Source organism: Streptomyces sp. NPDC002309, assembly GCF_053593375.1.
In genome coordinates this window covers 50,920-63,315 of the sequence record NZ_JBSFCI010000020.1, presented here as the reverse complement: position 1 = coordinate 63,315, position 12,396 = coordinate 50,920, and the positions used below count along the sequence as shown (strand labels likewise).

Genomic DNA, 12,396 nt, shown 5'->3' with positions numbered 1-12,396 from the left:
GATGAAGGCGATGACGTGCTGGGCCGGGGCCCGCCCTTCCTACACGCGGCCCCACACCAACTCACACCGCTGTCAGCCAGGTTGGCACAGGCTCATGGTTGATCTCCGATCAATTGTTGGCGCCGTCTCGCCATCGACACCCGCACCGAGTTCCACCCGACTTCCACCGATCCAGCGTGCCTACGGACAGGTCTGTCTCGCCATCCACGAAGCCGCGCAGGCAATGCCGTACCGCGCAGGACCATCCCCCTATGCCAGCTTACCGTACGCTGCCCGACATGAGCGACCGCGCCGGCCACGCGAGACGCAGTCTGGACAAGCGGGGCCTCACCGCGCGGCCAGGAGATCACGGCCGAGGTCCTCGATGTCGACATGGTCGGGGAACGGGTTCCACTGTCGCTCCGAGCAGTGCAGGAAGACCCGTGGCCGCAGATCGCGCAGCGGACAGGGCAGGTGGTCACCGGACCAGTCACCGAGATCGTGCCGTTCGGTGTCTTCGTGCGCATCGAAGAACGCAAGGACGGCTTCGAAGGGCTCGTGCACACCAGCGAGCTGGACGAACCGACCGGAGACGTGGTGGAGGTCGGCGACATGCTCACCGTGAAGATCACCGATGTCGATCTCACCCGGCGTCGCATCACCCTGTCTCAGACGCAGGCCCGTACACCGCGCCACGAGGGAGATCGCCATTCCTGACGAAACTGCTGCCCGTACACGCGAGGTCAACAGGTACAAGTCCGGTGCCGAGTCGGATGAGTTGACCCGGCACATGGTCTCCTTGTCCCATCCCGAGGCAACCGTTCGAAGGGATGCTGTGAGCGGCATCGAGTCGCACGGGGCGGGAGATCCCCGGGCCGTGGCGGCCCTGCTTCCCCTCCTTCGTGACCCCGATCCCAGGACCGGGAGACTGGCTCGGTTGGTCCTGGCCTCATGGGGCCCGTCCATCGTGCCGTTGCTGCGGGAGATACGCCGCGTGGGGCCAGGGCGGCTGCGAGCGGCGCCATCGTGCCGTTGCTGCGGGAGATCCGCCGCATGGGACCAGGGCGGCTGCGAGCGGCCGCCCTGACCGTGCTTGCGAAGATCGCCGGCGAGGACGGGCTGTCTGCCCGAGATCGCCCGCCTCAGCCGGACGCCACCGACGCCCGCTTGGTGACGCCAACGCGGTGCCGCCTGCCTGGTGATGCCTGCGCGGTGACGCCCGTACGACGGAGCTGTCACCGCGTGGGCGTCACCTGTCCCGGGTCAGCCGGCGCCCGGCCCGGTACCCCGCTCGGCCACGACGAGCGCCATGTCGTCCACCAGCCGCCCCCGGAGTAGTTCCGCAGATCGGCGGTGATGGCGTCCACGAGCGGCCCGGATCGCTGGCCCGCCCACATCGCCCGGTACCCGCCGCCGGGGAGCCGGAGCGTGTCCGGCGCTCTGTCGTTCACCCGGTCGACGACAACGCGGTGACGCCGACCACCTTCCGGTCTCGGCCACGCCCGACCGGCGGCCGGAACCGACTCGCCTGGCCTCCGACCTGCGACAGAGCCGCTGAAGAGTTCACTGCTCTTCCCACACCCCACCAGAACCCGCGCCGGCGGGCTCAGTCCCCGCCGCCACCGCCACCGCCCCCACCGCTTCCGCAGTAGAGGTAGCCGCCGTTGCCGCCGTGGGTGCCCCTGCGCGGCGAGCCCCGGAAGAAGGCCTTGTCGGTGATCCTGACCCGGTCCGTGAGACCGGCGCGGAGGGCGAAACGCGGCACCAGAACGCGCAGGGCCGGCTCACCGTGCAGGGCGACGGCCAGCAGCTTTTCCCGGTCCGGCACACCGCGTCGGCTCGCCGGTGGCGGGTACGTGCTCCGCAGCAGCTTCAGCCGCCGCCGGGCGGCCCTGGTGGGTCCGAACAGCGGATACCGCAGGAGCCCCGCCTCGGCGAGACCGACCCGCACCTCCGCCAGCGCCCACCGGACGTCCGCGTGCCGGACCAGCTCCCCCGTCTCGCGGGGTTCGTCCAGGCAGTGGTGGACCGCGCTCTCCAGGTACGACGCCCGGATCGCTCCCGTGACGGCCGCCGCCCGGCCCGCGACGGAGTCCATCAGCGCGTCCAGCGGCACGCCCGGCGGCGGAAGCGCGGGCAGGTCCCGGCCCGCCTCGCCCGGCCGCCCGGATGGTGCCCGGTGCCCCCGCCTCGACGGCGCCCCTCAGATACAGGGCGACGACGGCCACCGTGACCGCGGCGCGCGGGCCGCCGGACAGCAGCGCGATCTCGTGCGGCGTCTCCCGCACGCTCCCGGCTCTCGTCATGCCATGACACCCCCTCAGCCGACGCCCGCCACCACCCCCGTGCCGGCGGACCCCGTGTGCCGGGAGTGTGCCCGCCGTCGGGGGTCCTCGAAGCCTTCGCGCCCGCCTTCAGGGCCACGTTCGAGGATGCCGTACGCCGTGTACGGCCGCCGCCGTACGGACGCTCAGGTCCGTGAGGGTCCGACCGCCATCATCGCCCCGGTCCGGCGGCCTCGGCGTGGTCGGGGCAGTCGAGGCGCAGCTCCGCGTCGCCGAAGGCGTTGTCGACGAAGGCGCAGTGGTGGGGGCGGTCCGTGCCGGGGTGGGCGTCGGGCCGGAAGTGGTCGCAGGTCAGACACATCCTCGACACGGGGATCGCCTTGTGGTCCTGCAGCGACCTGATCATGCTGGCGGCGCCGCGCAGCATGGCGGCGAGGTCGTCCTCGGTCAGGGTGTCCATGGCCTCGGCGAACTCCTCGGGCAGACGGACGAGCCGCTCGGCCTCGGCGCGCCCGGTGTCGGTCAGGGTCAGGAACACGGCTCGGGCGTCGGCCGGGTCGCGTCGGCGTTCCACGAGTTCCTTCGCGGTGAGCGTCTTCACCGCGTCGCTGATCGTGGGGGCCGTGGAGGCCAGGGTGTGGGTCAGTTCACTCGGGCGGCGGGGCCTGGGGTCGGACGGCCCTGGAGACCCGTGGTCTCGTGAGCGATGAGGACCTCGACACGGTCCGCGCCGCCGGGCTCGGCGACGGGGAGATCGGTGAGATCGTCGCCAATGTGGCTCTGAACGTGTTCACCAACTACTTCAACTCCGTCGGCCGGACAGAGGTCGACTTCCCGCCGGTCCCCCTGCCCGTGAAGTAGCGCGGGCGGTCCGGCCACCCCGGATCGAGCGGCATCCGGCCCCTCGTCACGCGAACCGTCCGGGTGCCGCTCCCGGACCCCGGCGGCCCGATCGGGCCCCGGCGACCCACTGGAGGCGATACGCATGTCCGACCGTCCGTGGCACGTCCTGCAGCACGTTCCGTTCGAGGGCCCCGGCCTTCTCTCCGGCGCCGCCGCCTCGGCCGGTGTGGAATTGCGGGTGCGTCACCTGTGGGACGGCGACCGCGTGCCCGGTCTGCGCGAGACCGGTGGACTCGTCGTCCTCGGCGGTCCGATGAACGCCTTGGACGACGGCCGCCACCCGCACCTCGCCGCCGAACGCCGCCTGCTGCGGCAGGCTGTGCACGAGGGGGTACCCGTACTCGGTGTGTGTCTGGGAGCCCAGTTGCTGGCCGCTGCGGCGGGCGCGGACGTGACACGTGGGCCCGAGCCGGAGATCGGCCCTGGAAGCGTGACTCTGCGGACGGCCGCCGAGGACGACCCTCTGCTCCACGGGGTCGGCCGCGAGATGCCGGTGCTCCACTGGCACCAGGACACCTTCACCCTCCCCGAGGGCGCGTTCCTCCTCGCCTCCAGCGACCGGTACCCGCATCAGGCGTTCCGGCTCGGACCCCGGGCATGGGGCTTGCAGTTCCACATCGAGGTGGACGCGGCGGCCGTCGAGGGCTTCGGTCCCGAGTTGCCGGAACACGCCCGCCCGTCCGAGGAGGAGACCGACGCGATCGCCGCCGTCGGCCGAGCGGTACTGCCCCGGCTCTTCCGAACGACCGAGCCGACGTGACCGACGGGCCCCCGACGTCGCCACCATCACCGAGTGCCACATCAGGCAACGCTCGCCCTGCTGTGGCACGTCGCTCGGACGATACGAACACGGCCTGCTGTCCGCGCGGTTGAACGATCACGTGTCCGTGAGAGCGATGACGACGAGGGCGGACGGCTGCCGCGGATCATCCCTCGGGGAACCGGGTCGGTGGTGATCTGGCGGCGGACCCAGAAAGTCCTGCTGTCCGCGCAGGGGATACCGGCGGCGAATCCAGCCACGCCGAGGACCGCGTCCTACGCGCCGTCGTCGCCAGAGTGAACGTTGCCTGATCCGGCCTGGGCAGCCGTCGGGTTCAGCCCCCCGTGCCGCTCTTGGTGTATTCCAGCCGCGTTGGCCCCTCGCCCTCCAGTGGCCCCCCGAGCATCCAGCCACACGCCTCATAGAACGACACGGCCCTGGCGTTCTCCGGGAAGGTCTCCAGCCGGATGACCGGGTACTGGGCAAGAAGCGTCTGTTCCGCATGCCGAAGCAGAAAGCGCCCCAGACCTCGACGGTGATGATCCGGGTCGACCATCATCAGGTCGACCGTGGAGCCGTCGAGGATGGACAGGCCGATGATCCGGCCGTCCTGAGTGAGGCAGTGCACACCACCCCGCTGCAGGTGACTCTTCACATGCGCGTCGGAAGCACCACTGCCGATGAACCAGTCCACTGCCTCGTCGCCGAGGAACCCGCGGTAACAGGTGTCGATCGTCCGGCGCGCGAGAACCTGGAGTTCACCAAGATCTTCCGCGGTCGCGGGGCGGATGGCGGGGTGGTGCTGTCCGGTCGTCACGGTGATTCCAACTTCTGCAGTGAGCGGTGAGCCCCCCGACTCTAGCCGCACGGCCGCTCCCCGATCGAGACGTCATGACCGGCATCGGCAGACCGCGACGGCTGCGCCGTATGTGCAGATCGATGACTCTCCGGCGACAACGGGGCGAAGTGGTCGGGCGTCCGCGGCCTGCGGAGGACGCGGCGCAGTGGCTCGCAGCGGCTCGTCAAGTCCCGAGTTCCCGTGCCACGTGATGCAGGGGCATGACGCCTGTAGGCCCCGCCGGGCTTAATCGAGACAGGGCACACGTCGAACGCACGACCCGTCCGCACCGCCCGGAATTCCCCGGTCGCGCGTGCATCCGGAACCCGTCCCGGCGCCTGCGTCTCGCGGGTGCCCCAGCGAAATTCCCCCTACGAAGGATCTGATTTCCATGGCTCGCCGTTCACTGACCCAGCGCCTTGCGATGATTCTCGCCCCCACCGCTCTGGTCGCCGGAGGCGTGCTGCTGCCAGGCAGCGCCCTCGCCGCTCCGGCCAGGGCGCCCGTCGAAACGGCGACGACCGCGACCGTGGCCCCGCACGGCGACGACGACTCCCACGGCACCACGACCTCCGCGGTGAACTGGGTGAGCTCCGTCGACCCCGCCAGTGGCATCACCTTCGCACTGCCCGGAAAGTCCGCACCCGAGAAGCTGGAATCCGACGGACTGCAAGGGCGTCTCTACGCCGTGCGGACCTCCGACGGGTTCGTGTACCTCCTGGTCATCGACATGAAGGGCGCCGGGCAGGCAGAACTCAAGGAACTGGTCGAAGGCACCCGCGAGGGGCTCGCCGAGGAATTCGGCGACGGCACCATCACCAGTCAGCGGGGCGGCACCATGGACAGCCGCCCTCGCCTGGACGCGCGTCTGACCAACACGAAGAACGATCTCACCGTCAGCGCCACGCAGACCGTCACCGAGGACCACATCGTCCAGGTCCTGACCGCCGGCTCCCGGACGGGCCAGAAGTCCGTCACGGCGACACATGAGCACGCCGTGGACAGCCTCCGCCTGCCGTGAGCCGGACGCGGTGCGGCCGTCACGGCCCGTCGGACGCGCCGTCGCGGGCGGCAGAGGTCGCTAGGCCACGGACCGGCGGCGGATGACCACGACGATCACCGTCCCGAGTCCGAGTGCCAGGAGCGCACCGCCCCCGACGAGCGGCGCGCCTTGGACACCCGTCGAGGCGAGCCCGCCGCCGGAGGAGCCGGCGGAGGACGACGAGCCGCTGCCACCGGTAGCAGTGCCGGTCGAGCCGGTCGTACCGCCGCCACCGGGGTCGCCGGGGCTCGGGCTGGAAGAAGGGCCACCCGAAGCTCCCTGCGTGCTCCCGCCGTCATCGGTGGGGTTCAGGACGATCCACGCCGAGTTGTTCTCCTGGTCGGGTTCGTCCGGGTAGTCGAAGGGCTGCATCTGGATCTTGCCCTTGGCGTTCTTCACGACCTTGTCGATGCGCAACTCGAACGGGAAGGTGAGGTTCGCGTCCTCCAGGACCGGCGCGTGCGCCCAGCATCCGTACAGGCCCCCGGTGTGGGAGTCGGGCCAGCAGTCCTCGGGAATCCCCGTCGCCGTGGCACCCGGCGGGACGGTGACGTACGTGAGCATCGGATCGTCGTCCGGCGGTTCCAGCCCCCGCACCCAGGCGGGGCCGAGATTGCGGAAACCGACGTCCACCGTCACCGTGTCGCCGACGGCGCCGCGTGCGGAGTCGCCGGTGATCAGGATGTCGTAGGAGGTGTCGAAGGGCAGCCACGCCGACGCCTCTGCCGCGTAGGTGCCCGGAGCGCCGGGAGGTCAAGGACGCGCTGCCCGCGTCCGTCTCCCTCCGCCCTGATGCGCCGGGCCGACGAGGTGGCCCAGGACGAGCAGCGGTGCCCGTTCCCGGCCGATGTTCCGGCGGGCCGGCGGCGTCGGGACACCCGGGGCCGGGCGCGCAACGATGGCCAGACCAGCGCCGGGGGCACAGTATGGCTCTAGTGCGGGTCGCCCGAGACCAGGGATCGCCTTCCCCGGCGCGCCTCGGCGGGTTCCCCTGACCTTCTCGGGTGCGTGCCGCACCGTGGACGGGTCTGCCGCCCTGCTCCAGGACCGCCGCCCTGGAACGGTGCCGTGGGTAGGCCCGTGGAAGCGAGTCGGCGGGCGGAAGGAACGGGTGCGATGAGCCCAGCGCGACAGCGACCTCAGCACGCCGATCGTCCGCAGGACGGGACGTCGGACCCGAGTGCGCTGATGGATCTGCTGGGTGTCGCGGCGGTGCTGGTGGAGGCCGACGGCCGGATCGACATGTGGAGCCCGCAGGCCGACGAACTGTTCGGCTACACCCGGGGCGAGGCGGTGGGACAGTACGCCGCGCAACTGCTCCTCCGTCCCGAGCACCGGGAGGCGGCGCTGGAACTGTTCGCCGGGGTGATGGTGACGGGCAAGGCATGGGCCGGGCCGTTCCCGGTCCGGCACAAGGACGGCAGCACCCGGCTGGTGGAGTTCCGCAACATGCGGCTGACGGACAACCTGGGCGATCACTACGCCCTGGGGCTCGCCGCCGACCGGTCGACGCTGCTGCACGTGGAGCGCAAGCTGGCCCTGTCCGACCGGCTGGTCACCCAGGCGCCGATCGGGCTGTCCGTCCTGGACACCGACCTGCGGTTCCTGGCCGTGAACCCGGCCCTCGCGTCGATGCACGGCGTGCCGGAGACCGAACACCTCGGCCGGCGGTTCCGGGAGGTTCTGCCCGACGATCAGTTCCTCGACGCGGAGAACTGCATGCGGGAGGTCCTGGCGACCGGTGTCCCGGTGGTCGACCGGCAGGTGGTGGGCCGCACCCGCGCCGACCTGGAGCAGGACCGTGCCTGGACCATGTCGTGGTACCGGCTGGAGGACCACTGCGGGCACGTCCTCGGCATCGCCGACGTGGTGGTGGACATCACCGACCGGTATCAGGCCGCGCGACAGGCCGAACGGGCGCAGCAGCGTCTGCGGCTGATGGCCAGCGGCTCGGCTCGCATCGGCACCACCCTGGAGGTGGAACGGACGGCACAGGAACTGGCCGACGTCGTGGTCCCCGACCTGGCCGACATGGTCGCGGTGGACCTGCTGGATTCCGTCCTGCAGACGGGTCGTACGGATTTCGGGGGAGGTCCGGCCCTCTTCCGGGCGCTGGCGGTGAAGACCGCCTACCCCACCGGAGCCTCCGACGCGATCGTGGCGCCCGGCCGCCTCACCACGTACCACACCGACCATCCGGCGGCGCACTGTGTCCGCACCCGTAAGCCGGTACTGATCACTCATCTGCGCAGTGGCGATGTCACCCGCATCGCCGAGAACGACCATGCCGCGCGGCTGCTCGCCCAAGCGGGCGTCCATACCGACATGGCGGTCCCCCTCATCGCCCGGGGGCAGATCATCGGCGTCATGGGCATGGCCCGTGCGCGCAATCCGCAGCACTTCGACGAGGACGATCTCACCCTCGCCTGCGAGCTGGCCTCGGCCGCCGCCCTCAGCATCGACAACGCCATCCTGCACCAGCACATCCGCAGTGCCGCCGAGACATTGCAGCGCAGCCTGCTGCCCCGGCTCTCGCCGCGCCATCCGGGTCTGGAGGTGGCCGCGCGGTACCGGCCCGCACAGGCCTTCAGTGAGGTGGGCGGCGACTGGTTCGACGTCATCCCTCTGGACGGTGACCGCACGGCTCTCGTGGTGGGCGACGTCATGGGCAGCGGTATCCCGGCAGCCACCACCATGGGCCGGCTGCGCACCGCCACCTCGACGCTCGCGGACCTCGACCTCGACCCCGCCCTGATCCTCACCCATCTCGACAAGATCATTCAGGGGCTGGACCCGTACCTCGCCACCTGCGTCTACGCGATCTACGACCCGCAGGGCTGCCGCCTGCACGTCGCCTCCGCCGGGCATCTCCCCCCGGTGCTGATGCGCGCCGGCGAGCCACCCGCACTGCTGGACCTGCCCACGGGCACCCCGCTGGGAGTCGGCGGCGTCCCGTTCGAGACCACCACGCACGATCTGCGTCCCGGCGATCAGCTGATCCTCTACACCGACGGCCTGGTGGAAACGCGTGACGACTCCATCGACGACCGCCTCGACGACCTCGTGGACCTGCTGTCCTCGCCGGACCACTCCATCGAGGAGACCTGCGACCGGCTGCTCCGACAGCTCCGGGCCCCCGCCAGCCATGACGACGTCGCCCTGCTGATCGCCCGCACCCAGTCGCTGACGAACACCGGCCCGGGCCCGTCACGCCCGGTGTAGGCCCGGGCGGTCTACGGGGGTCCCGCCACGGAGCCGCGGCAGGACCCCCGGTCATTCTTCGGTCGCCCCTCGTCCGGGTGGCGGGTCAGCGGTGGTGGCGGTATCCGCGACCGCCCCAGGACTCGCTGTCGATCTCGCGGCCGCGGTCGTCGGCCAGGGTGGCCCTGTCGGAGCGGTCGTCCCACATGGGGCGGTGACGGTCCTGGTAGACGTCGGTACGGCTGTCGCGGCCGAAGCCGGTGTGGACACGGACGGTGGAACGGCCGTCCAGACGGAAACGGTCGAAGACATAGGTCTGACCGTCCCGGTCGGACAGCGTCCAGCCGTCCAGGTTCACAGTGCGCCGACCGGTGTTGGTGATCTCCACCCACTCGCGGTTCAGAGCGCGGTGGGAGCGGTCCTCACGTCCCGGCGAGTCGTACTGCACGGCACTGATGACGACCTGGTGACGGTCGTGGCGGCGATCACCGTGGTCGGCGGAGGCCGGCAGCGCGGTCAGTGCCGCGATGGCCCCGGCGGCGAGAGTGGCGGCGGTCAGACCGCGAGCGGTCAAGGAAGCAGACACGAGATCCCTTTCGGATCAGGACCCGTGGCCCTCTCCGGTGATCCGGGAAAGGCCTGGGTGCGAGCTTCTCGGCCGGCGTCGGCCGAGGACCCACACACTGCCGCGAGCACATGCCCGGCCCGTGAAACGCCAACCCGTGTTGCCAAACATGGACAATTCGGTAACAGTCTATTGTTTTATACATGTATCCGAGCGAATCCTCCGCGCGCATCCGTGGCCCCTGCACCCAGCGTTGTGCCGCCCGGTCCGGGGCGCGTCGCTCACCGCTCCGCACCCGCACCCCGCGAGCGCTCCGCAGTGCGAACTCACCCGAAAGTGAGCAACAGCAGGGACGCCGGGCCCACCACCCACGGGTCGCAGCCGATACGACGAGTCACCCCCGGGGCGTTCCCGCGCACGCAGACGCGCGCCGGCCTCCGTGTACGGGCGATGCGCGCCGCCCGGCGCCAACTCCACGCAGCCGCCCGCGCCCTCCCGGAGGAGACGGATCCGCCTGTCAGGGCGATCGCGAACAGAACCGGACCGTCCTCCGTCGCCTCTTCCACCCACTCGCGCACGCCACGCCCGCCACGCTCCGGCGCCCCTTCCGCCCTCGCGCGGGTGCCGTCAACCGGCCTTGACCGTCTACGGTTGGCCGGAAATAGACCCTCACCTCCCGGCCGAGAAGCACCGCGTGACGGTGCGTGGGCCACAAATCGTTCGAAAGAGTCATCCCCGAACCGCGGCCAAGTGGTTGTACACCGCATGAGAGCATCTATCACATCCGTATGGCGCGGTGTTCATTTCTCGACGAAGTGAACTTGCCCGTGGGCTGGTCCCCTTGCCGGGGTCATCACGCCAGGCGCGATGGCTAGCATGAGGCGCGCGCTTGAACCGGAAGGCGCTCTACCACCTTCCACGTTCTCGGTGACGCGCCAGTCGTGGACGTACTCCTGCTCTCACGGACCGAGGGATCGCGGAATGTCAGTGCCTGCTCGCCCCCGCCAGCGCGCCTCCGCGCCGGCGAAGCGCTCCTCACGGGCCGTGGTGCCCGCGGTCCTGGCCGTCACGGCCGCCGGGGCTGCCGCGGCCGCCGTCCTGGCTCCCGAGAGAGCGCGCACGTGGGTGGCGGGAACCGTCGTCGTCGCCTGGGTCTGTCTCGCGGTCGTCTGCGTCACGACCTCCCTGGGGATGCGCCGCGCGCAGCGCCGGACCGACGCCCTCGCCGGAGAGTTGGAGACGGCCAGGAGCGGCTGGATGCGGGACGGCGCCGAAACGGATCAGCTGGTCAACACGACGCTGCCGACGATCGCCCGCCAGCTGATGAGCGGCGCCGGTGTCGACGAGGCGCTGTCCGGTTCGCCCACGCCTTCCGACCCGTACATGCGGCGGATGCTGCACCTCTACGCCACCGAACTCTCCGCGTCGGTCCGGCGGGCCGGGGACGCGCGGTCGGAAGTCGAGGCGCTGCGGAGTGAAGTGGCCGCGTGGAAACGGGAACTCGAGCACGTCACCGGCAGGACCCTGCCCGCCGCGGTGGCCCTGCTGCGCGAGGGCAGCTCCGCCGAGACCGTCCTCGCCAAGCTGGAGTGGCCGGTCGATCCGTTGCTGCGGGCGCCCGCCGAGTCGTTCGTCCGTGAACTCGCCTACAGCGAGCGCCGTTCCGCGGCCGCCCAGGCCGCTTCCGCCAAGGCTCTCAGCCGGGTCCAGGCCAAGACCGTCAGCATGCTCGCCGACCTGCGTGACATGCAGGAGCGGCATGGCGCGGACGTCTTCGGCGACCTGCTGCGCCTGGACCACAGCACCTCCCAGCTCGGTCTGATGACGGACCGGCTGGCGCTGCTGATGGGCGGCCGCCCCAGTCGCGTGTGGAACAAGCCGATCGTCATGGAGAGCATCCTGCGCGGCGCGGTCGGCCGGATCGCGGCCTACCAGCGGGTACGGCTGCACAACTCCAGCAACGCCGCCCTCGTGGGCTTCGCGGCGGAGGGCGTCATGCATCTGCTGGCGGAACTGATTGACAACGCTGCCAACTTCTCGCCGCCCATCGATGAAGTCCATGTGTACGTGGAGGAGCGCAGCGCCGGTCTCGTCGTCACCATCGAGGACAGCGGTCTGAAGATGTCCGACGCCGCCATGCGCCGTGCGGAGGAGTCGGTCTCGGGCCGGATCACCGACCTGGCCTCGCTCCAGGGCACCCGGCTGGGTCTGGGGGTCGTGGGGCGGCTCGCCGCCAAGCACGGCATAAGCGTCAACTACCGTCCCTCCTCCCGCGGGGGCACCGGTGTCGTCGTCCTGCTGCCGCCCCAGCTGGTGGCACAGCAGCGTGAGCCGGTCGCCGTGGAGCAGCCCCGTCGCGACGCCGCTTCCGCGGCCGTGGCCGCCCCGCCCGCCCCGGCCCCGGAGGTGCCGGCGCAGCGCCCGCACGTGGTCGCGCCGGCGGACGTGGCGCCCGAGGCCGAGATTTCGCGCATCCGCGACGACGCCACCCCGAACGGGCTGCCGGTCCGCGCCCCCGGCCGCACCATGGCCGAGGCGGACCGGGCGCGGCCGCGGCCGGCGGCCGAGCCGAACCGCCCGGAGTCCGCAGAGGCCGGTCCGGGGCGCGACGCAGGGAGCCGGTTCGGCGCCTTCCACCGCGGCCGGACGGGAGACACCGCTCAGGACCCGGCCACCGCCCCCTCCGGGCCCGACCCGCTTCCCCGGGCGGAGGACTAGTCCCGGCCCATCGCACCCCCAGGGCACTTCAGCCCGACTTCTCCCCACTGATTCGCCGCACCCCTTTTGAATGGAGGAACGGGTCGGGTGACCGTCAATCGGTCA

The 12,396-nt window shown here is 71.1% G+C and carries 9 protein-coding genes and 2 pseudogenes; 6 read left to right on the top strand and 5 right to left on the bottom strand.

The features are described 5' to 3' along the window. Positions 1-336: 336 nt before the first annotated feature. Positions 337-696: pseudogene (locus ACWCPM_RS18350) on the top strand (S1 RNA-binding domain-containing protein); the annotation flags it as partial. 889 nt (positions 697-1,585) lie between these two features. Here the strand turns inward: ACWCPM_RS18350 and ACWCPM_RS18345 are convergent. Both ACWCPM_RS18345 and ACWCPM_RS18340 read right to left on the bottom strand, forming a co-directional pair. Beyond that, complete coding sequence (locus tag ACWCPM_RS18345; protein ID WP_450977228.1) at positions 1,586-2,077, bottom strand: TIGR04222 domain-containing membrane protein; 492 nt, start codon at positions 2,075-2,077, stop codon at positions 1,586-1,588. Positions 2,078-2,475: 398 nt separating this feature from the next. Continuing rightward, positions 2,476-2,913: pseudogene (locus tag ACWCPM_RS18340) on the bottom strand (MarR family winged helix-turn-helix transcriptional regulator); the annotation flags it as partial. Between the two features lie 50 nt (positions 2,914-2,963). On the opposite strand from ACWCPM_RS18340, the gene ACWCPM_RS18335 reads away from it, so the two are divergent. Together ACWCPM_RS18335 and ACWCPM_RS18330 are read left to right on the top strand one after the other, a co-directional pair. Continuing rightward, on the top strand, positions 2,964-3,125 hold the full coding sequence (locus tag ACWCPM_RS18335) for a hypothetical protein (protein ID WP_450977227.1): 162 nt from the start codon (positions 2,964-2,966) through the stop codon (positions 3,123-3,125). Positions 3,126-3,249: 124 nt separating this feature from the next. After that, positions 3,250-3,927, top strand: coding sequence for a type 1 glutamine amidotransferase (locus ACWCPM_RS18330; protein ID WP_450977226.1), 678 nt, complete (start codon positions 3,250-3,252; stop codon positions 3,925-3,927). Between the two features lie 334 nt (positions 3,928-4,261). Here the strand turns inward: ACWCPM_RS18330 and ACWCPM_RS18325 are convergent, their stop codons facing one another. Beyond that, entirely contained in the window at positions 4,262-4,744 is a 483-nt protein-coding gene (locus ACWCPM_RS18325) for an N-acetyltransferase family protein (protein ID WP_450977225.1), read from the bottom strand. 412 nt (positions 4,745-5,156) lie between these two features. Between ACWCPM_RS18325 and ACWCPM_RS18320 the strand changes: the two genes are divergently transcribed. Then, complete coding sequence (locus ACWCPM_RS18320) at positions 5,157-5,786, top strand: hypothetical protein (RefSeq protein WP_450977224.1); 630 nt, start codon at positions 5,157-5,159, stop codon at positions 5,784-5,786. A 60-nt stretch (positions 5,787-5,846) separates the two neighbouring features. On the opposite strand, the gene ACWCPM_RS18315 is transcribed toward ACWCPM_RS18320, so the two are convergent. Then, on the bottom strand, positions 5,847-6,440 hold the full coding sequence (locus ACWCPM_RS18315; protein ID WP_450977223.1) for a hypothetical protein: 594 nt from the start codon (positions 6,438-6,440) through the stop codon (positions 5,847-5,849). Between the two features lie 483 nt (positions 6,441-6,923). Between ACWCPM_RS18315 and ACWCPM_RS18310 the strand changes: the two genes are divergently transcribed. Further along, positions 6,924-9,029, top strand: a complete 2,106-nt coding sequence (locus tag ACWCPM_RS18310) for a SpoIIE family protein phosphatase (protein WP_450977222.1) — start codon at positions 6,924-6,926, stop codon at positions 9,027-9,029. 85 nt (positions 9,030-9,114) lie between these two features. On the opposite strand, the gene ACWCPM_RS18305 is transcribed toward ACWCPM_RS18310, so the two are convergent. Then, positions 9,115-9,594 (bottom strand): lamin tail domain-containing protein, encoded by a 480-nt coding sequence (locus tag ACWCPM_RS18305; RefSeq protein WP_450977221.1) that lies wholly within the window; start codon positions 9,592-9,594, stop codon positions 9,115-9,117. Between the two features lie 960 nt (positions 9,595-10,554). Between ACWCPM_RS18305 and ACWCPM_RS18300 the strand changes: the two genes are divergently transcribed. Beyond that, positions 10,555-12,291 (top strand): sensor histidine kinase, encoded by a 1,737-nt coding sequence (locus ACWCPM_RS18300; protein ID WP_450977220.1) that lies wholly within the window; start codon positions 10,555-10,557, stop codon positions 12,289-12,291. Positions 12,292-12,396: the final 105 nt, after the last annotated feature.